Annotated in this window: 16 protein-coding genes; 2 read left to right on the forward strand and 14 right to left on the reverse strand. The window is 53.5% G+C overall.

What is annotated here, in order from left to right; translation table 11 throughout:
- Window positions 1-277: 277 nt before the first annotated feature.
- The 6 genes from rho to A3EQ_RS0105465 all read right to left on the reverse strand — a co-directional run bounded on the left by rho (window position 278) and on the right by A3EQ_RS0105465 (window position 6,857).
- On the reverse strand, window positions 278-1,543 hold the full coding sequence (rho, locus tag A3EQ_RS0105425) for a transcription termination factor Rho (RefSeq protein WP_040369158.1): 1,266 nt from the start codon (window positions 1,541-1,543) through the stop codon (window positions 278-280).
- A gap of 498 nt (window positions 1,544-2,041) precedes the next feature.
- The gene (glpX, locus tag A3EQ_RS0105440) at window positions 2,042-3,004 is read right to left on the reverse strand and encodes a class II fructose-bisphosphatase (protein ID WP_020154173.1); all 963 of its coding nucleotides are present in this window, start codon (window positions 3,002-3,004) and stop codon (window positions 2,042-2,044) included.
- A gap of 115 nt (window positions 3,005-3,119) precedes the next feature.
- The gene (locus tag A3EQ_RS0105445; protein WP_020154174.1) at window positions 3,120-4,406 is read right to left on the reverse strand and encodes a UDP-N-acetylglucosamine 1-carboxyvinyltransferase; all 1,287 of its coding nucleotides are present in this window, start codon (window positions 4,404-4,406) and stop codon (window positions 3,120-3,122) included.
- 303 nt (window positions 4,407-4,709) lie between these two features.
- Complete coding sequence (gene fsa, locus A3EQ_RS0105455) at window positions 4,710-5,354, reverse strand: fructose-6-phosphate aldolase (RefSeq protein ID WP_020154176.1); 645 nt, start codon at window positions 5,352-5,354, stop codon at window positions 4,710-4,712.
- Between the two features lie 82 nt (window positions 5,355-5,436).
- On the reverse strand, window positions 5,437-6,297 hold the full coding sequence (locus A3EQ_RS0105460; RefSeq protein ID WP_020154177.1) for a class II fructose-bisphosphate aldolase: 861 nt from the start codon (window positions 6,295-6,297) through the stop codon (window positions 5,437-5,439).
- A 197-nt stretch (window positions 6,298-6,494) separates the two neighbouring features.
- A complete protein-coding gene (locus A3EQ_RS0105465) occupies window positions 6,495-6,857 on the reverse strand; it encodes a response regulator (protein WP_020154178.1) in 363 nt (120 codons plus the stop codon).
- Window positions 6,858-7,026: 169 nt separating this feature from the next.
- Here A3EQ_RS0105465 and A3EQ_RS0105470 point away from each other — a divergent pair, with 169 nt between their 5' ends.
- A complete protein-coding gene (locus A3EQ_RS0105470; protein WP_020154179.1) occupies window positions 7,027-7,566 on the forward strand; it encodes a DUF2529 domain-containing protein in 540 nt (179 codons plus the stop codon).
- Between the two features lie 15 nt (window positions 7,567-7,581).
- Window positions 7,582-8,157: a GNAT family N-acetyltransferase gene (locus A3EQ_RS0105475; protein ID WP_020154180.1), complete on the forward strand. Its 576-nt coding sequence runs from the start codon at window positions 7,582-7,584 to the stop codon at window positions 8,155-8,157.
- A gap of 470 nt (window positions 8,158-8,627) precedes the next feature.
- Here A3EQ_RS0105475 and A3EQ_RS0105485 read toward each other — a convergent pair whose 3' ends face one another.
- The 8 genes from A3EQ_RS0105485 to A3EQ_RS0105545 all read right to left on the reverse strand — a co-directional run bounded on the left by A3EQ_RS0105485 (window position 8,628) and on the right by A3EQ_RS0105545 (window position 19,733).
- Entirely contained in the window at window positions 8,628-9,530 is a 903-nt protein-coding gene (locus A3EQ_RS0105485) for a DUF4097 family beta strand repeat-containing protein (protein ID WP_020154182.1), read from the reverse strand.
- A gap of 280 nt (window positions 9,531-9,810) precedes the next feature.
- On the reverse strand, window positions 9,811-11,430 hold the full coding sequence (locus A3EQ_RS0105490; RefSeq protein ID WP_020154183.1) for a CTP synthase: 1,620 nt from the start codon (window positions 11,428-11,430) through the stop codon (window positions 9,811-9,813).
- Window positions 11,431-11,690: 260 nt separating this feature from the next.
- Complete coding sequence (rpoE, locus tag A3EQ_RS0105500) at window positions 11,691-12,242, reverse strand: DNA-directed RNA polymerase subunit delta (RefSeq protein WP_020154185.1); 552 nt, start codon at window positions 12,240-12,242, stop codon at window positions 11,691-11,693.
- 110 nt (window positions 12,243-12,352) lie between these two features.
- Window positions 12,353-12,547 carry a hypothetical protein gene (locus A3EQ_RS20675; RefSeq protein ID WP_026499767.1) on the reverse strand — a complete coding sequence of 65 codons (195 nt, stop codon included), beginning with the start codon at window positions 12,545-12,547 and terminating at the stop codon, window positions 12,353-12,355.
- Between the two features lie 483 nt (window positions 12,548-13,030).
- On the reverse strand, window positions 13,031-16,315 hold the full coding sequence (gene icmF / locus A3EQ_RS0105520; protein ID WP_020154188.1) for a fused isobutyryl-CoA mutase/GTPase IcmF: 3,285 nt from the start codon (window positions 16,313-16,315) through the stop codon (window positions 13,031-13,033).
- 428 nt (window positions 16,316-16,743) lie between these two features.
- On the reverse strand, window positions 16,744-17,385 hold the full coding sequence (locus A3EQ_RS0105535; RefSeq protein ID WP_040369145.1) for a TetR/AcrR family transcriptional regulator: 642 nt from the start codon (window positions 17,383-17,385) through the stop codon (window positions 16,744-16,746).
- A gap of 49 nt (window positions 17,386-17,434) precedes the next feature.
- A complete protein-coding gene (locus A3EQ_RS0105540; protein WP_020154192.1) occupies window positions 17,435-18,568 on the reverse strand; it encodes an acyl-CoA dehydrogenase in 1,134 nt (377 codons plus the stop codon).
- Between the two features lie 22 nt (window positions 18,569-18,590).
- Complete coding sequence (locus A3EQ_RS0105545; protein WP_020154193.1) at window positions 18,591-19,733, reverse strand: acyl-CoA dehydrogenase; 1,143 nt, start codon at window positions 19,731-19,733, stop codon at window positions 18,591-18,593.
- Window positions 19,734-19,797 lie beyond the last annotated feature (64 nt).

Here is a 19,797-nt window from a genome sequence, read left to right on the forward strand (position 1 = left end):
CCTCCGTCCCCGGCAGGAATTCCCATCGCCGCGGACCCTTCCCGCGGGAGGAAAGGAGTCTTTCCTCCGCCGACGGACCGCCCCAATTGCAATTTCCGCCAAAGCTCCGGTCAAAAAAGAATAAACCTTCGGTGCAAAACCCCGGAGTTTTTCCTCATCCGCGTTCCGGAACCTCGCCGGCCTTCGGAAAGCTTCCGGCAAGGCGATTTCCTGAAAGGGCCGCCAAGTCCGGCCCCTTCCCCGGGAACCTCCGCCGGACTCCGGAAAGGCAGGGGGTTCAGGCCCCGTTCCGCCTGCCTTTTAATTCTTCGCTGACGACTTCGATAAATTCCGCATTGGATTTGGTCGCCATCAGCTTCCGGATCAGCTTTTCGGCAAAATCCGGGGAGTCGCTCATCGATTTCCGGATCGCCCAGACGATCTCCAAATGGGATTTGGGGAGCAGGAGTTCCTCTTTCCTCGTTCCCGAACGGCGGATGTCGATGGCCGGGAAAATCCGCCGTTCCGCCAGGGAACGATCCAAATGCAGCTCCATGTTTCCCGTCCCTTTAAACTCTTCGTAAATGACATCGTCCATCCTCGATCCGGTGTCGATCAGCGCAGTTGCCAAAATCGTCAGGCTGCCGCCTTCCTCGATGTTTCTGGCGGCTCCGAAAAACCGCTTCGGCCGGTGGAAGGCGGCCGGATCGATCCCGCCGGACAACGTGCGTCCGCTCGGGGGGATCACCAGGTTATAGGCGCGGGCCAGGCGGGTGATGCTGTCCATCAGGATGATCACGTCCCGCTTATGTTCGACGAGGCGCATCGCCCTTTCCAAGACGAGCTCCGCCACTTTAATGTGGTTTTCCGGAACTTCATCGAAGGTGGAGCTGACCACTTCCGCGTCCACGGAACGTTCGATGTCCGTCACTTCTTCCGGCCGTTCGTCGATCAAAAGGACGATGAGTTCGGCTTCCGGATGATTGGTGGTGATGCTGTTGGCGATCTGCTTCAGGAGCATCGTTTTCCCCGCCTTCGGCGGAGCCACAATCAATCCACGCTGGCCGAAACCGACCGGGGTAATCAGATCCATGATCCGGGTGGAGATGATGTCCGGTTCCGTTTCCAGCTTGATTTGCCGGTTCGGATAGAGGGGGGTCAAGGCCGGGAAGTGGACCCGTTCTTTCGCGACTTCCGGATCTTCGCCGTTCACCGCTTCCACGTGAAGAAGGCCGAAGTACCGTTCGTTTTCCTTGGGGGGCCTTACCTTCCCCGACACCTTATCCCCGTTTCTTAAATCAAACCGGCGGATTTGCGAGGCGGAGATATAAATATCTTCCGAACTCGGAGAATAGTTGATCGGCCGCAAAAAGCCGAACCCTTCGGTAGGGATGATCTCCAGAACGCCCTCCATAAAAAAATATCCTTCTTTTTCCGCCCGCGCCTTCAATATGGCGAAAATCAGTTCTTTTTTCGTCAATTTGCTGTAATAGGAAATTTGGTATTTCTTCGCCAATTCGTACAATTCTTTTAACTTCATGTTTTCCAAGGTGGAAATATTCATATTGGCATCTTCCAAATCGTTCACCACACTTTTATTCAATTGTTACAATCCGTTTATGGAATAGGGTTTTCGGAATGATGAAGGGAAAGGGAAGCAGGTCTTTTGAATCGCTTTCGGAGGCAAGTTCCGGCAAAGGATCGGCCGCCTGTCAGTAAAATTTCGGAAATGAAAAAAGAAAACAAACATCATGGGAACCGTGCAGCAGAGGGATAACCGTTCTTTTTCTTTAATCACCATTTCATTATATAAAGCAAACATGGCCGTGTAAAGGACAAAGATCCAAAAAAATTATACTTTTTCAGACAGTATTGCACAATTCCCGCCATTTCATCCCAAAGGCCTTGTCAAAAATTCCGCGGCCGCGGCAAATCGGTCATATTTGTAGGAAGGATCCTGTGGAGAAACGGCATGGCGGCGGAGATGGGGAAAGGGATCCCGGCGTCGGAAACACCGGCATCCGGAAAGGAAAATCCGAGGAAGGGAAATCCAAGGGAAAGATTATTTCATGACGAGGTTCGGTTTCTTCTTTAAACTGTGCCTGCCTTCAATGAACCGGACGGTGCCCGATTTCGCCCGCATGACGACGGAATGGGTCAACCCGTAGGAGCCTTTGTATTGGACGCCCCGCAGAAGTTCGCCGTCGGTGACTCCCGTCGCGGCGAAGATGGCGTCGTCGCCGGAGACGAGATCCTCCATCCGCAGCACTTTGCCGACGTCAAGACCCATCCGTTTGCACCTTTCCACTTCCTGGTCGTTTTGCGGCACGAGGCGGCCCTGAATTTCACCGCCGAGGCATTTTAAAGCGACCGCGGCCAATACCCCTTCCGGCGCGCCGCCGATGCCGAATAAAATGTCCACGCCCGTATGGTCGAAGGCCGTATTGATCGCCGCCGCCACATCCCCGTCGTTGATCAGTTTGATCCTCGCTCCGGCATCCCGCAGCCGCTGGATGAGTTCCGCGTGCCTCGGGCGGTTTAACACGGTGGCGACCACGTCTTCCACGTCCTTGTTTTTCGCCTTCGCCACGGCCTTCAAATTGTCTTCCACCGACGCGTCAATGTCAATTTGCCCGACCGCTTCCGGCCCCACGGCGATCTTTTCCATGTACATATCGGGGGCATGGAGCAGGCTTCCGTGATCGGCCACGGCGACAACGGCCAGGGCATTCCAGCCCCCCGACGCGACGATATTGGTCCCTTCCAAAGGATCGACGGCCACATCCACCCGGGGACCGTAGCCGTTGCCCAGTTTTTCGCCGATGTAAAGCATCGGTGCTTCATCCATTTCCCCTTCGCCGATGACGACCGTGCCCTTCATCGGCACCGTGTCGAATACGTCGCGCATCGCCTTGGTGGCCGCATCATCGGCCTCATTCTTCTTTCCCCTGCCCATCCACCGGGAAGAAGCGAGGGCTGCGGCTTCCGTGACGCGGACCAACTCGAGGGATAAACTTCTGTCCATCTTTTTTCCTCCCCCACCAAAAAACAGTATAACACAATCGTATATATATTGTACCACAATTAGAAAGGGGGAGGGGAAAATATCTCCCGGATTTTGAAAAAATTTCAGGGAGGGATCAGGAGCTTTGCATCTGCTCCGCTTCCTGTTCCGTCATCTCTTCCCGCCAAATTTCCGCGCCGATGCCTTGCAATTTTTCCACGAGATTGCTGTATCCCCGGTCGATATGTTCCACGCCGGAGATCTCCGTCACCCCCTCCGCCATGAGCCCGGCGACGACGAGGGATGCCCCGGCCCGCAGGTCGGTGGCCCTGACTTTCGCCCCGTGCAGCTGGACCGGCCCCTTAATGAGGGCGGATCCCCCTTCCACCTTGATGGATGCGTTCATTCTCCGCAATTCGTCCACATGCTTAAACCGGGAAGGGTAAATGGTATCGGTGACCACGCTTGTTCCGTCCGCCTTCGTCAAAAGGGCCGTGATCGGCTGCTGCAGATCGGTGGGGAATCCGGGATATACGAGGGTTTTAATATCCACCGGCTTCAACTTTTCCGGCCGGGCGATAAAGATTTGATCGTTTCCCGTTTCCACATGGACGCCCATCTCCCGCAGCTTGGCGATGACCGATTCCAAATGGAGGGGTATGACGTTGTCGATGACGACGCCATCGCCCATGGCTGCCGCAAGAATCATGTATGTACCCGCTTCGATCCGGTCGGGAATAATCGTATGGCGGCATCCGGACAGCCGTTCGACCCCGTCGATCCGGATGACGTCCGTCCCCGCTCCTTTTATTTTCGCCCCCATGTTGTTCAACAAAGTGGCCACATCGATGATCTCCGGTTCTTTCGCGGCGTTTTCGATGATCGTCCGCCCTTTGGCGCGGACGGCCGCCAGCATGATGTTGATCGTGGCGCCGACGCTGACCACGTCCAAATAAATCCGGGCGCCGGTCAGCTCTTCCGCCCTCAAATAGATGGCGCCTTGTTCGTTCGTCACCTTGGCCCCCAGCGCCTCAAAACCTTTGATATGCTGATCGATCGGACGGGGGCCGAGGAAACATCCGCCCGGCAGGCCGATGACCGCCTGCTTGAAGCGTCCGAGCATGGCGCCCATCAAATAGTAGGAAGCGCGGAGTTTTTTCACCCTTCCGTTCGGGAGCGGCATCGGGATCATGCGGGCAGGGTCGATAATCATATCCGAACCGCGGACTTCCACTTTGCCGCCGATTTCTTCCAATAGCCCCTTCAAGATCTCCACATCGGATATCTTCGGCACCCCTTCGATGGTGACGGGGGAATCGGCAAGAATGGCCGCGGGAATCAGCGCGACAGCGCTGTTTTTCGCTTCGCTGACCCGAATATGTCCTTTTAGCGTCCGCCCTCCAACGATCTTTAGTTTTTCCATGGCAATCTCCCTTCGTCTATCATCCGAACCGTTTTCAAAATGCCCGCCGGCCGTGCGGCCGGTCCGGGCCCGTATCTTCCGCATCGTCCAGAAAATCGGTGAAAGGCAAGGAAATTTGCGAAAAACTTTGCCTCTTCTTAATATAGAACTTTTTAAAAAAGGAAGCAATCGGTAATGTTGGAACCGATTGCTTCTGCTGGAAACGGGCGAAGATTGAAAAATACAACGGCATCGAAATATATCTTTGTCATCTCCCGACCCGGCCGGCCGGAAGACGGATCATCCGCAGCCGGATCCGGAGGCCTATTCTTTCGCTTTTTCCCAATCCGCCAAAAATCTTTCAATGCCGATATCCGTCAGCGGATGCTTGATCATTTGCATCAGCACCTTATAGGGGACCGTGGCGATGTGCGCCCCCCGCTTTGCGGCTTCGGTCACATGGACCGGATGGCGGATGGATGCGGCGATGATCTCGGTTTCGATATCGTGCAGGGCAAAAATTTCCGCAATGTCGGAAATTAAGTCGAGCCCGTTATGGCCGATGTCGTCCAGGCGGCCCAGGAAAGGAGACACATAGGTCGCGCCGGCCCGCGCCGCCAGGAGGGCCTGGTTCGCGCTGAAAACGAGGGTCACGTTCGTCCGGATCCCTTCTTTGGAAAAGGCGGAAACCGCCTTTAACCCTTCCGCCGTCATCGGCACTTTGATCGTGATGTTCGGGGCGATGGCCGCCAGTTCCCTGCCTTCCCGCAGCATCCCTTCCGCATCGAGGGAAATGACTTCCGCGCTGACCGATCCGCTGACGATGGCGGTAATTTCCTTCAACCGGTCGTGGAACGAAACGTTTTCCTTGGCGACGAGGGAAGGATTGGTCGTCACCCCGTCGATCACGCCCAGCGCGTAGGCCGTCCGGATCTCGTCAATATTCGCCGTGTCGAGAAAAAATTTCATGGTCATCAGCCTCCGTTCGTTTTGGGTTCCCCTTTCGGAAGACCTTTGCAGGGTGCGAAATCCGCCGCCTGCTTTTCCGTCTTTATTCCGCTTTGCCGCTGGATCCGAATTCCCGCATCTTTCCGATGACCGTTTCTTTGATGGCTTCCCTTGCCGGACCCAGGTATTTCCGCGGATCATACAATTCGGGATTGGCCGCCAGCACTTCCCGGACTTTTTTCGCGGATGCGATTTGGTTTTCCGTGTTGACGTTAATCTTTGCCGTTCCTAAAGAAATGGCCTTTTGAATATCCTTCGTGGGGATGCCCGTACCGCCGTGAAGCACCAGCGGCAAACCGGTCCGTCTGCTGATTTCTTCCATTTCTTTAAAGCCGAGTTTCGGTTCGCCTTTATACGGGCCGTGAACGGATCCTAAAGCGGGCGCCAAGCAGTCGATCCCGGTGCGTTTGGCAAGGGCCTCGCACTCATCCGGATTGGCGTAAATAATCCCTTGTCCGACCACATCATCTTCCTGCCCGCCGACGATGCCGAGTTCCGCTTCCACGGAGACGCCGTGCAAATGGGCCAGCTCCACCACTTTGGAGGTCAATGCCACGTTTTCTTCAAAGGGTTTGTGGGAGGCGTCGATCATCACGGAAGTGAATCCCGCGTGGATCGCCTTGGCACAGGATTCGAAACTGGAACCGTGATCCAGGTGAAGGGCGACCGGGACGGTGATCTTATATTCTTCCATCAGGGCTTTCACCATCGCGGCGACGACCTTGTAGCCCCCCATGTAGCGTCCGGCCCCTTCCGACACGCCGAGAATCACCGGGGATTTTTCCTCCTGGGCCGCCTGCAAAATCGCCTGGGTGAATTCCAGATTGTTCAAGTTAAATTGTCCGACCGCATACTTTTCGGCTTTTGCTTTTTTCAACATTTCCGTCATCGAGACTAAAGGCATCCTGGTTCCTCCTTATCGAGATTTCCTAATGATTCAAGCCGAAGGGGTGGCTGGGAAAAAATTAAGAATATTATTATTATTTATCATACCAAACCCTTTATCATTTTACCATGGATCCCGTGTTTTCATGAAAGAAACATTTGAACAGTTTGAGAAAAGGGCAGATGATGGAAGAAATAAGCGTGCCGGCGGGCGGATCAGGCCCCCAGGCGATTTTTTACTTCCCGGACCAGCTGATCGATGTCAAAGGGTTTCGTGAAGGACGTGAGGGCGCCCAGCTCCAGCGCTTCTTCGATGATGTCCAGTTCTTCGTAGGCCGTCATGATGATGACTTTAATATCCGGGCTGATCTTTTTCAAGTTCTCCAAAATTTCCAAACCGTCCATGCCGGGGATTTTCATGTCCAGCAAAACGAGGTCGGGATTTTCCGTTTTCACGAGTTCGATCGCGTTCGGCCCGTTGGCTGCCTCGAAGGTCCGATAACCCTCCCTTTGAAAGACTTCTCTCAATAAAATCCGGATGCCGAATTGATCATCGACAATAACGATTTTTTTGCTCATTCTCCATATCCTTTCCGTAAAATGCGTTTTTCCAATTTGAACAATTCGACAAATCCGGAAAGATAACCTGCAATTCCGGCAATAATTCCTACTTTTTCTAATCATTCTTGCATCCTCCCGGATATTTTTTGCTAAAATACTTGATAAAATATGGAGGGAGGGGTCTACCGTGCTGAAAATTTTTACCACCCAATTGATCGGACGCCTGAAGAAGATCGAAGACAGCGCAGAATTTTCATTGGAAGATGCCGCCAGACTGCTGGCCCAGGCCCTTGTCGGCGAAGGGCATATCTATCTGTATGGGGATAAGGAAATGAAGGGCGTATATCATGAAGCTTCCCAGGGACAGGAACCTTTGGCGAAATTGAAGGAACTGACGCCCGAATCGGTCCATGAACTCCATCCGGCGGACCGGGTCATCGTGTTCACCCGCTACGCCAACGACGAAGAGGCATTGAAAATCGGGCATGCCTTGGCGGAAAAGGACATCCCGTTTGTGGCCGTATCATCCCATGCCTTGCAGCCGAATCCGGCCGCGGACAAGGATTTGTCGACCATCGCCGACGTGTTCATCCCCCTCCATGTGGAAAAGGGGCTCGTCCCGACGGAAACCGGAGGAAGAACCGGATACCCGCATCTGATTTGCGCCCTTTATGTTTATCATAATATCAAATTGCTGATCGACGAGATCCTGGAAGAATCGGAATGACAGGAGGCCGTACATGTGGGAAGAATCGAGGGGAAAAAGGGAAGCCTGAAAGACGGAAGGGTTTTCGCCGTCCGCACCGCCCTTCCTTCCGACGGGGAAAAGGTTTTGGCCTACATGAAGGAAATATTGGCGGAATCTCCCTTCCTTGTCACAACACCGGAGGAATTGATGATGTCCGTCGAAGAGGAAAAACGGCATTTGCAACAGATGGCGGATGATCCGGACCGGCTGGCCATCGTGGCCGAATGGGAAGGGGAAATCATCGGATTTTTGGATTTTCACGGTGGGAAGAAAAAGCGGCTGAACCATCAAGGTTCCTTCGGGATGAGCGTCCGTTCCGGCTTCCGCGGCCAGGGCGTGGGCAAAGCGCTGCTGGGCTGCCTCATCGGCTGGGCGGAAAACCATCCCCGCTTGGAAAAGATCAATCTCGAAGTTTTCGCCCGGAACAGGGCAGCGATCGGCTTATATGAATCTTTCGGCTTTACGGTGGAAGGAAAAAAAAGAAAGGAGATCAAACGGGAAGACGGAAGCTACGAGGATCTCATCCTGATGGCCCGCTTCTTGGATCCGAAGCCGGGCGCGGCGGATTGAACGGCAAACGCCCAATAATTTCTTGCGGCTCAAATCCCGACGGTGAAGGCCGACGGTTTCCCGGGATCTTGCGGATTCCGGGGAATTTTTTTATCCGGACCCGCCCTTTCCGGACAAAAAACGGTTCCGGGCTGATGAACCGAATGGCAAGGGCATTTTTAAACGCCCCCCATCACGCTTCCGGCCGGCGTCCGGAAGCCCCTATCAAATCGGGGGGTCCCTGGTTTTTCAAGCCTGATGGCCGTCCGCGCCGGGAAAGCCTTCAAAAGAAACCGGAAACTTTTCTTCGGCACGGGGAAACCCGCCGATGAAGTCTCTTCTTCCCGTTGCCGCGCGGGCCCGAATCCTTTCCGCGGGTCCCTTCAAAAAGGGAGAATCCTGTCGAAAGCTTTGAAGCTGCATGAGACGGTATTTTATTGGCTTATACGCTTGTTACCTTGGTGCTGGTTGAACAAACTAGCACCAAGAGATTATTTAGATGATGAAAATTTAAGATTTCCTGATTTTGATATAACTTTAACGCTTGCACGACCAGAACCTATTACTCCTTGAACCTGGTTTTCTTTTTGGATCATGTATTTAAAATTGTCTATATTTACAAAAGACACTTCACCGGTATGACTAGAGAAATCCAATTTAATATCATTAGGTTTCTCCTGCGAAATTAAATATATGTTTCCACTATCTGTTTGTATATTTATGGAGTTCTTGATTTTTTCGCTATTGATATCTATATCTCCAGAACCACTCTCTACATGTAACGTTTGTGTATTCACATTTGATATCATCATATCACCTGAACTAGTTTTCATCTTACTATTTCCGGCAATGCTTTTATCTATAACAATATTTCCAGAAGATGTTTTAAGTAATAAATCATTTTTTGCTACAATGCCACTCATGTCAATCGTCCCGGATTTTGTATGAATGTCTATTGTTCGGCAATTAATATCTTTTATCTTGATATCCCCAGATAGAGAACTAACTATCAAGTTAACCAATTGAACAGGTACAAATATTTTAAGTTCCAGCTCAGTTCGATCTTTCGAAATTTTAAAAGAATCTTGATATTTTGCTTCTACTTTTAATCTCCTATGATCTAATTTAGAAGAAAAATATATATCTTTTTTATTTTCAACTTTACCACTTAGATACAACTTAATATTTTCCTTATCGTTTTGAACAATGACATGGGTGTTAATTGAATTAGTATCAATCTTTAAAGAGCTAACCTTACTCGCCTCAACGATTTTATGCTCATTGATATGATAACTTTTTTCACTAGCTGTAGAATATTTATACCATGTAACTAGCGAACCAATACAACCAACAAGAATTAACAAGACGATTATTCCCGTCTTTTTTATCTTCACTCTTCACTCACACCCTAACAAATAAAAGCTCCTAATTTGAGGCCTTTTTGACGACGCGGCGGGATTCACTTCATGTTACGGCCTGGCATGTTGCTCGCCCTGTCTCCGACAGGTACTTTCGTCGATGCGCTTCTGCGCGCAGATTTCTCCGTACCTAGGCTCCCGGTTGCGGGGGGCTTGGCCCCTCCCGCGACCGGACTTCCGCCGGCCAGAAGATGCGCACTTTTCTGGGCACGCGGCGCAAAAAATGGGCTTCCTTTCGGAAGCCCGCATGATGGCGTCATTCGCCCGCCGTCCGGTTTTCTTTATGGTTTAATGCGGAACGGATAAACTCCCGGAACAAGGGATGGGGCCTTGTCGGCCGGGATTTGAATTCGGGATGGAACTGGCAGGCCACGAACCAAGGGTGGTCCTCCAATTCGATGATTTCCACCAGGCGCTCATCGGGACTCAGTCCGGAAAAGACGAATCCCTTGCTTTCGAAAAGTTCCCGGAATTCATTGTTAAATTCGTAGCGGTGGCGGTGGCGTTCGTAGACCACCTCATCCTGGTACGCCGCAAAGGCCTTCGTGTTTTCCTTCAATTTGCAGGGATATAAGCCCAGCCGCAGCGTTCCTCCCTTTTCTTCAATCTCCTTCTGTTCGGGGAGCAAGTCGATGACCGGATAGGGGGTTTCCGGGTTGATTTCCGAAGAATGGGCCCCTTCCAAGCCGGCCACGTGGCGGGCGAATTCCACGGAAGCCATCTGCATGCCCAAACAAATGCCGAAGAAGGGGATTTTATTTTCCCGGGCGTATTTGATCGCCAAAATCTTCCCTTCGATGCCCCGGTCGCCGAATCCGCCGGGAACGAGGATGCCGTCGGCTCCCTTGAGCTCGTCCGCACAGTTTTCCTCCGTCAAAAATTCCGAATTGACCCATTGGACCTGGACGTCGGCGTCAAACCGGTAGCCGGCGTGGCGCAGCGATTCGACAACGGAAATATAGGCGTCCTGCAGTTCGACATATTTCCCGACGAGGGCGATGCGAACGGTTTTCGACAAGTTTCTTATTTTTTCGATCAGCTGCTCCCAGTCGCGCAAATCCGGTTCCTTCGTGGCCAGGCCGAAATGCCGGCAGACGATCTCATCAAACCCCTGTTCCTTCAAGGCGAGGGGGACGGAATACAGGATGTCCGCATCCCTGGATTCAATGACCGCTTCTTTGTCGATGTCGCAAAAGAGGGCGATTTTGTCCCTCATGTCTTCAGAGATCGGATGTTCCGTCCGGAGGACGATGATGTTCGGCTGGATGCCGAGGCTGCGCAATTCTTTGACGCTGTGCTGCGTCGGCTTCGTCTTCATTTCCCCCGCCGCCTTAATGTAGGGAACGAGGGTGCAATGGATGTACAGGACCCGATCCGGCCCCACATCGCTTTTCATCTGCCGGATCGCCTCCAAAAAGGGCAGGGATTCGATGTCGCCGACGGTGCCGCCGATCTCGGTGATCACCACGTCCGCCTTCGTCTCCTTACCCGCCTGAAAGACCCGATCCTTAATTTCATTGGTAATGTGGGGAATGACTTGGACCGTAGCGCCCAAATAATCGCCGCGGCGCTCCTTCTTCAAGACCGAAGAATAAATTTTCCCCGTCGTCACATTGGAATATTTGTTCAGATTGATGTCGATGAAACGCTCATAGTGGCCGAGATCCAAATCCGTTTCCGCCCCGTCGTCGGTGACGAATACTTCCCCGTGCTGATAGGGGCTCATCGTGCCGGGATCGACGTTGATATAAGGGTCGAATTTTTGGATGGTGACCTTGAGCCCCCGTTTTTTCAACAGCAATCCCAAGGAAGCGGCGATGATCCCTTTTCCCAATGATGATACGACGCCGCCGGTTACAAATACATACTTCGTCATCCATGTTTCCTCCTTTTCATTCATCGCCCGCAATGCATGCAAAAAAATAAAAAACTCCGCTTACTCATCGTAAGGGAGCATATCCGTTTTTCATGCCGATAGGTTTTAAAAAAATAGTGCCCAGTCCAAATAATACAAACAGAATGAAAAAAAGTCAAGGCAAGGATAGGATAAGGCGCCTCCCCGTTGAATGGCCCTTGCCGGGAAAAATTTTCCCGCGGGAATCCTTCCGTCATCAAAGCGGTCCGGAAGGCGCCGGATCATTCCTCTTCCTCTTCGCCGCCGATCAAAAGGTCATCGTCCAGGTCCTCATCCAGCAAAAGATCTTCGTCTTCGTCATCGAGGCCGGCGGGGAAATCCTCGTCTTCCGCTTCGGGATCCAAAACATCATCGTCATCCAAATAGTCTTCGTCCAATTCGTCATATTCGTCCAGTTCTTCCTCATAGACGAGATCTTCTTCCTCATATTGATCCAGATCGTCGAGGCCTTCATCCTCATCGAGTTTCGCCTTTTTCTTCGAACGGACGGTCGGGACGATTTCGTCTTCGATCTGGTCGACCGGAAACCAGCTCTTGATCCCCCATGTGTTGCCGCCGATGTTCAGGAATTTCCCTTCGATGTTCAGATCGGTGTAAAATTGGGCGGCAATTTCTTCCTTTTTCTCTTCGGGCATCCCGAGGAGGGCGGCGACTTCGTCGAGCAGCTCCCGGAAGGGCAGGGGCTGTTTCTTCTCCGACAAGATTTCGTAGGCGATTTCCGTCAACGACATTTCTTCCAATTCTTGTTTATCCAATTGTTTGATGCTCACCATTCACACTCCCTTTCGTTTCGGTTTCCGTCAGGCGGTCATCCGCGCATCATGAAACAAGCGAAGGATAATACCCATTATAAACAAACGGCAGGGGTTTATGCCAGTTGCACTCAGGTTTTTCCATTTTTTTCGTACCATCCGTCCTTCTTTTGTTCGTTTGATTTATTGTTCCAAACTTTCCAGGCCAATCCGATAAAAACAATGGACAAAAGAAGAAAGGGAATGGCCCCCAACTGTTTATTATAAAAAAATGAAACGAGAAAGAACAACGAAGACAAAATGATGATGGTGACGATGATTTTCAACGTTCCTTTCACTTCCTGATCAACAAAATGGCCGTCTGGCGACAGGCGGTTTATCCGGAAAACGCTCCGTTCATGCCGCAATATGTAAGATCGGAAAAAACTTCAATGATGCCCGGTCAAGGACGGACGCCCGTGGGCATCGGCCTTCGGCCGGGCGGACGAAAGCATCCGCGGACAGCGGACAGGCGCTCTCTTTCACTTCCCGGACTCCGTCCGATGCCATATTTCTTCTATTTATTATAATGAAAATCGCAAACTTATAGTATATTTTTCTCGCGGAAAAAGGGAAGCCGGCGGACGACGCCGGCCGGAAAACCTGGAGGGACGGCCGATCCCCCGGATCCGCGGGGATCGGATGGCCCATTATGCTCGATTTTTGTTTCCTTTCTTTAATTGTTTACGCTTCTTGGAACACTCGCCGCCAAAGCATTTCGCCGCGGGAGAAGGCATCGTCATTGGAAAATTTGATGGTTTGTTCCTTCATCAAATATTCCGCCGGTATTGGCCGCCGACCTCGTACAGGGCTTTCGTAATCTGGCCGAGGCTGGCCACCTTCACCGTCTCCATCAGCTCGGCGAAAATGTTTCCGCCGCTTCTGGCCGTCTCCTTCAGCCGTTCCAGGGCCGCTTCTGCTTCCCCCTTATGTTTTTCCTGGAATTCCCGCAAATTTTTAATCTGCAAATCCTTTTCTTCCTTCGTCGCCCGGGCGAGCGGCAATTCGTCCAGCTCTTCCTCGGCCTCCCGGTTCGGGTTCAAAAAGGTATTCACCCCGATGATCGGCAGCTCCCCGGAATGCTTCTTCGTTTCGTACAGCATCGATTCGTCCTGGATTTTCCCGCGCTGGTACTGGCTTTCCATCGCGCCCAAAACGCCGCCGCGGTCGTTGATCCGCTCGAATTCCATCAGCACCGCTTCCTCGACGAGATCCGTCAATTCTTCTATGATAAAGGATCCTTGCAGCGGGTTTTCGTTTTTGGCGAGGCCGTATTCCTTCGTGATGATCAGTTGGATGGCCATCGCCCGGCGCACCGATTCCTCCGTCGGCGTCGTGATCGCCTCGTCGTAGGCGTTCGTATGCAGGGAATTGCAGTTATCGTAAATGGCCATCAGCGCCTGCAGCGTCGTCCGGATGTCGTTGAAGTCGATCTCCTGGGCATGCAGGGAACGTCCCGAGGTCTGAATATGGTATTTCAACTTCTGGCTCCGCTCGTTCGCCCCGTATTTTTCCTTCATGACGATGGCCCAAATCCTCCTGGCGACCCGGCCGATGACGCTGTATTCCGGATCGAGGCCGTTGGAAAAGAAGAAGGACAGGTTCGGCGCGAAATCGTCCACATGCATCCCGCGGCTCAAATAATACTCCACATAGGTGAATCCGTTGGCCAGGGTGAAGGCGAGCTGGGTGATCGGGTTCGCGCCCGCCTCGGCGATATGGTAGCCGGAGATGGAAACGGAATAATAGTTCTTCACTTTGTGATCGATGAAATACTGCTGAATGTCGCCCATCATCCTTAAGGCGAACTCCGTGGAAAAAATGCACGTGTTCTGCCCCTGATCCTCCTTCAAGATATCGGCCTGGACCGTCCCCCGGACCGTCGACAGGGTCCTCGCCTTCACTTCCTCGTATTCTTCCTCCGTCAGCTTCCGGCCCAATTCCTTTTCCCTCTTTTCCACCTGCTGGTCGATGGCCGTATTCATGAACATGGCGAGCAGAATGGGAGCCGGCCCGTTGATCGTCATGGAAACGGAGGTCAGCGGATCGCACAAATCGAAGCCGGCGTACAATTTTTTCATGTCGTCCAGGGTGCAAACGCTTACGCCGCTCTCCCCGATTTTCCCGTAAATGTCCGGCCGGGTGTCGGGATCTTCCCCGTACAGGGTGACCGAATCGAAGGCGGTGGAAAGGCGTTTCGCCCGGTCGTCCTTGCACAGGTAATGGAACCGGCGGTTCGTCCGTTCCGGCGTCCCTTCCCCGGCAAATTGCCGCTTCGGGTCCTCCTCCTTCCGCTTGAAGGGGAAAACCCCGGCGGTATAGGGGAAAGCCCCCGGCACATTTTCTTTATAGACCCAGCGCAAAATTTCCCCGTAATCCTTAAACTTCGGCAGGGCCACCTTCGGGATGAAAAGCCCGGAGAGGGTTTCGCTCTTCAATTCGGTGACGATCTCCCGGCCGCGGATTTGGGTGACGAACCGGTCGCCGTTGTATTTTTCTTTCAAATCCTCCCAGTTTTCCAAGATCCGCTTCGATTCCGGAGACAGCTTTTCCTCCGTCTCCTTCCGCATCTTTTCCAGTTCTTCGATGACGAGGGGATTCGTCTTCCTTTCCCTGGCCAGGGCCAGCGCCCCTTCGATTTGGAACAGCCGGCGGGCGATCCGTACCTGCTCCTCCGCCCTTTTATGGTAATTCCGGACCGTGTCGGCGATCTCCCGCAAATAATAACGGCGGTTCGGGGGAATGATCACATGCCGGTTCCGGACATCCTCATTTCCGGAGTAACGGGTTTTGTAGCTCGTGCCGAAGGTTTCATTGATCTTGTCCACCAGCGCCTTGAACAAGTTGTTCACGCCCGGGTCGTTGAATTGGCTGGCGATCGTTCCGTAAACCGGCATTTCTTCGTAGCTCCGGCCGAACAGGCCGCGGCTTCGTTGATATTGCTTCTGCACAAGGCGTTTCGCGTCCTCGGAACCCGTCCGGTCAAATTTGTTGATGACGACAAAATCGGCATAATCGATCATGTCGATCTTTTCCAGCTGGGACGGCGCGCCGAACTCGCTGGTCATCACATACAGGGAAATGTCGCTGATCGCAGCGATTTCCGCGTCCCCTTGGCCGATGCCGCTCGTCTCGACGATGATCAAATCAAAATCCGCCGCTTTGACGATCGACAGGGCGTCCTTGATCGCCAAAGAAAGTTCGCTCCGCGACTTTCTCGTGGCCAGGCTGCGCATGTAAACCCGGGGATTGAAAATGGCGTTCATGCGGATCCGGTCCCCGAGCAGCGCCCCGCCGGTCTTTTGTTTCGTCGGGTCAACGGAGAGAATGGCGATCTTCATAGCTTGGATTTCATTGAGGAACCGGCGGACGAGTTCGTCCGTCAAAGAGCTTTTTCCCGCTCCCCCGGTGCCGGTAATGCCGAGCACCGGAATCTTTTTTTCCATGCGTTTGATTTCCTGCAAAACCGCCGGCGTCTCCCCCGGCTCCTTCCCGGTTTCCAGCTCGGCCAAGGTGATCAGTCTGGCGATCACCCGCGGGTCGCCCCTTTTCAATTCCTCCGGCCGGAAGGAAATTTTTCCGGAGACCGTCGGGAAATCGCATTTTTCCAGCATGTAATTGATCATGCCTTGCAGCCCCATCTTCCTCCCGTCATCGGGGGAAAAAATCTTTTCGATGCCGTATTCTTCCAGCTCGCGGATCTCCCTCGGGATGATCACGCCGCCGCCGCCGCCGAAAATCTTGATGTGGGAAGCGCCCTTTTCCCGGAGCAGATCGTACATGTATTTGAAAAATTCCATATGCCCGCCTTGATAGGATGAAACGGCGATGCCCTGCACATCTTCCTGGATGGCGGCGCTGACGATTTCCTCCACGGAACGGTTATGACCGAGGTGGATCACCTCCGCTCCGCTCGCCTGGAGGATGCGCCTCATGATGTTGATCGCCGCGTCATGGCCGTCAAAAAGGCTTGAAGCGGTCACGAAACGGACCGGATGTTTCGGTTTGTAAACCTCCGGCTGATGATCTTCCGTTTTATAAGCCTCCGTTGCCATCGCTTTCTCCTCCCCTTTGTCCGTCGTCGGTCGCGATTCCGTTTTTTCCGGATTTGCCGGTGATCCCGGCTTTTCGCTTCCCCTTTGTAATGGAAAAATACCCCTTTGTCTGACCTTTTGGAAGCGGGTCCGACGGGAAGCCAAAAACCTCCTTAAGACCCGCAATTTGCAGTCCGGATCCGATCGGGCCAGCCCGTTTTTGCTTGCTCACCGCTTATGACCCGCAATTTACCAGTCCGGATCCCTTGGAAACGGTTCGATCCGGTGGAAACCCCGTGCCCCTTCCTTTGCCTTCCCCGCGGAAATCCCATGACCCGGCGGAAGGTTTTTTTCATGGTTTTCGGCGTTCATCCCTTGATCCGGCGGACGGGTTTTAGCCGCCGCAAGATTCCGGAAAAGGGACGTGCCCTCCTTTCCCCGCAGGCGCCTTACCCCTTTTTCGGCGGATCCGGGCACAGGGCGTTGAGCAAAAAACGGGTTTGCAGCTCGGTGTATTCCTCCAACGTATATTGCTTTCTTAACGCCCAGCGGCGGAAGGCCCACATCTGCCCTTGGACGACGATGTTATGGGCGGCAAGCCGCACGGCCGGTTCCGGGACGTCCAATCCTTCACTCCGGACGAAGGCGCGGATCATGTCGACGAAAATCTCCACCATCTCCAGCTCTTTGTTCAGCACATGGGGCAGGGCTTCCTTCGACAAGGATTTCGCCTCCTGGTACATGACCAGGACCTCGTCCTGCATTTCATCCATGATCTTGAAATAAGCGGCGATCCCCTTTTTTAACGTTTCCGCGGTCACCCGCCGATACTGCAGCCGCCCGCGGAGCCGCCATTGCACCTCATCGTAAATCTGGTCGCAAACGAGGTACAAAATGTCCTCCTTTTTCCGGATGTATTCATAGAGGGTACCGATGCTGAAACCGGAGGCATGGGCGATCTCCCGCGTCGTCGCCCGGTGGAATCCCTTTTCTTTGAACAGGGATACGGCCCCCTTGATCATTTGTTCCCTTCGGATCCGGATCAATTCTTCGTTTTTCACCGTAGCCTGGACTTCCTGTTTATTCGGCAAAGACAGCACCAACCTTCTCTAAAAATCGCTTGTTCCCGCCGCCGGCCCGTCACAGCATTCTGGAAATGACGAGCCGCTGGATTTCCTGGGTTCCTTCGTAGATCTGGGTGATCTTCGCGTCGCGCATGAAGCGCTCCACCGGGTACTCCTTCGTATAGCCGTAGCCGCCGAAGATCTGCACCGCTTCCGTCGTCACTTTCATCGCCGTATCGCCGGCGAACAATTTGGCCATGGCGGAAGCCTTTCCGTAGGGCAGGCCGTTGGATTCGAGCCAGGCCGCCTGGTAGGTCAACAAGCGGGCCGCTTCCACCGCGGTGGCCATGTCCGCCAGTTTGAAGGAGATCCCTTGATTGGCGATGATCGGCTTTCCGAATTGATGCCGTTCCTTCGCGTAGGCGACCGCCGCGTCCAAGGCCCCCTGGGCGATGCCCACCGCCTGGGCGGCGATGCCGTTTCTTCCCCCGTCCAAGGTCATCATGGCGATTTTGAAGCCTTGCCCTTCTTCCCCCAGCAAATTTTCCGCGGGAACGATGCAGTCTTCGAAAATGATTTCCGTCGTCGGCGAGGAACGGATGCCGAGCTTGCTTTCCTTTTTCCCGACCTTAAAACCGGGAAAATCCTTCTCCACGATGAAGGCGCTGACCCCCTTGTGCTTCCGCTCCGGATCGGTCAGGGCGAAGACGATGTAAATCTCGGCGACGCCGCCGTTGGTGATAAAAATCTTCGAACCGTTTAATACGTAATGATCCCCCTCTTTTTTCGCCGTCGTTTTCATGGCGCCGGCATCGGATCCGGAACCGGATTCCGTGAGGCAATAGGCCCCGATCTTCTTCCCTTGGGCGAGCGGCTTCAAATATTTTTGCTTCTGTTCCTCCGTGCCGAATTTATAAATCGGCCAGCTGGCGAGGGACAGATGGGCGGACAGGGTGACCCCCGTCGACGCGCAAACCCTCGACAGCTCTTCCACCGCGATGACGTAGGCCAAAAAGTCGCTGCCGATGCCGCCGTATTCTTCCGGCCAAGGGATCCCGGTCAATCCGAGTTCGGCCATCTGCTCGAAGATCCCCCGGTCGAACCGTTCTTCCTCGTCCCTTTCCGCCGCGCTCGGCGCCACTTCCTTTTCGGCAAAATCCCGGACCATTTTCCGGATCATTTCATGTTCTTCCGATAAACGAAAATCCATGGTTTTTCCTCCGTATCCCGATTTATTTTCCCTTCATCAGCCATTTGGTGATGACGTTCCGTTGGATTTCGCTCGTACCTTCGTAAATTTCCGTCACCTTGGCGTCGCGGAAATAGCGCTCCGCCGGATAATCCTTCGTGTAGCCGTACCCGCCGAAAATCTGCACCGCCTCCGTCGCCGTTTCCACCGCCGTTTGGGAAGCGAAGAGTTTCGCCATCGACGCTTCCTTGACGCAGGGGAGTCCCTCGGCATACAGATTGGCCGCCCGGTAAACGAGCAATCTCGCCGCTTCGATTTTCGTCTCCATGTCCGCCAGTTTGAAGGCGATCCCCTGCTGGGCGGCGATCGGCCTGCCGAATTGATGCCGTGTTTTGGCATAGGCGGCCGCCTTTTCAAAGGCGGCTTCGGCGATGCCCAAAGCTTGGGCAGCGATCCCGATGCGTCCGGCATTCAAATTCGCCATGGCGATCCGAAACCCTTCCCCTTCGTCGCCCAGCCGGTTCGCGGCGGGCACTTTCATGTTTTCGAAGATCAAAGAAACGGTGCGGGATCCGTTCAGGCCCATTTTTTTCTCGTCCTTTCCGACGATGAAGCCCGGCGTCCCCTTTTCCACGATAAAGGCGGTGATTCCGTCCTTGCCGAGCCCGGGATCGGTTTTCGCGAACAGGATGTAAAGATCCGCTTCGCCGCCGTTGGTGATGAATATTTTTCCGCCGTTGATCACGTAATGATCCCCGTCCCGCACCGCCCGGGTCCGGATCGCCTTGGCGTCGGATCCGGCGTTCGCTTCGGTCAGGCAAAAGGCGGCCAAATATTCGCCGCGGGCCAATTTCGGGACGTATTTTTGCCTTTGTTCTTCCGTGCCGAAGGCCAAGATCGGATACGTGCCGACGGACGTATGCACGGACAAAATGACCCCGAGGGCGGCGCTCACCTTGGAGATTTCATGAATCGCCAGGATATAGGAGATGAAATCCATCCCTGCGCCGCCGTATTTTTCCGGGATCGGGATCCCCATCAGGCCGAGGGAACCCATCTTGCGCAAAACTTCCCGGGGAAAGGCGCCCTTTTCCATTTCCGGGACGAAGGGGACGATTTCCTTTTCGGCAAATTCCCGGACCATCCTTTGCAGCATCCGCTGTTCTTCCGTAAAGTTCAAATTCATCCTCTCACCCCAAAGCGGTTTCCTTCCCGATTTTCCGGCACCGGCCCGTTCCTTCGACGATATT

It is taken from the genome of Caldibacillus debilis DSM 16016 (assembly GCF_000383875.1).
In the GTDB taxonomy this organism is placed as follows: domain Bacteria; phylum Bacillota; class Bacilli; order Bacillales; family Caldibacillaceae; genus Caldibacillus; species Caldibacillus debilis.

Coding starts and splice junctions, on each gene's coding strand:
- A3EQ_RS0105465 (WP_020154178.1), bottom strand. CDS start 6,857: ATGAGCAAAAAAATCGTTATTGTCGATGATCAATTCGGCATCCGGATT.
- fsa (WP_020154176.1), bottom strand. CDS start 5,354: ATGAAATTTTTTCTCGACACGGCGAATATTGACGAGATCCGGACGGCC.
- rho (WP_040369158.1), bottom strand. CDS start 1,543: ATGAATATTTCCACCTTGGAAAACATGAAGTTAAAAGAATTGTACGAA.
- rpoE (WP_020154185.1), bottom strand. CDS start 12,242: ATGGTGAGCATCAAACAATTGGATAAACAAGAATTGGAAGAAATGTCG.
- A3EQ_RS0105540 (WP_020154192.1), bottom strand. CDS start 18,568: ATGGATTTTCGTTTATCGGAAGAACATGAAATGATCCGGAAAATGGTC.
- A3EQ_RS0105490 (WP_020154183.1), bottom strand. CDS start 11,430: ATGACGAAGTATGTATTTGTAACCGGCGGCGTCGTATCATCATTGGGA.
- A3EQ_RS0105445 (WP_020154174.1), bottom strand. CDS start 4,406: ATGGAAAAACTAAAGATCGTTGGAGGGCGGACGCTAAAAGGACATATT.
- glpX (WP_020154173.1), bottom strand. CDS start 3,004: ATGGACAGAAGTTTATCCCTCGAGTTGGTCCGCGTCACGGAAGCCGCA.
- A3EQ_RS0105460 (WP_020154177.1), bottom strand. CDS start 6,297: ATGCCTTTAGTCTCGATGACGGAAATGTTGAAAAAAGCAAAAGCCGAA.
- icmF (WP_020154188.1), bottom strand. CDS start 16,315: ATGGCAACGGAGGCTTATAAAACGGAAGATCATCAGCCGGAGGTTTAC.
- A3EQ_RS0105545 (WP_020154193.1), bottom strand. CDS start 19,733: ATGAATTTGAACTTTACGGAAGAACAGCGGATGCTGCAAAGGATGGTC.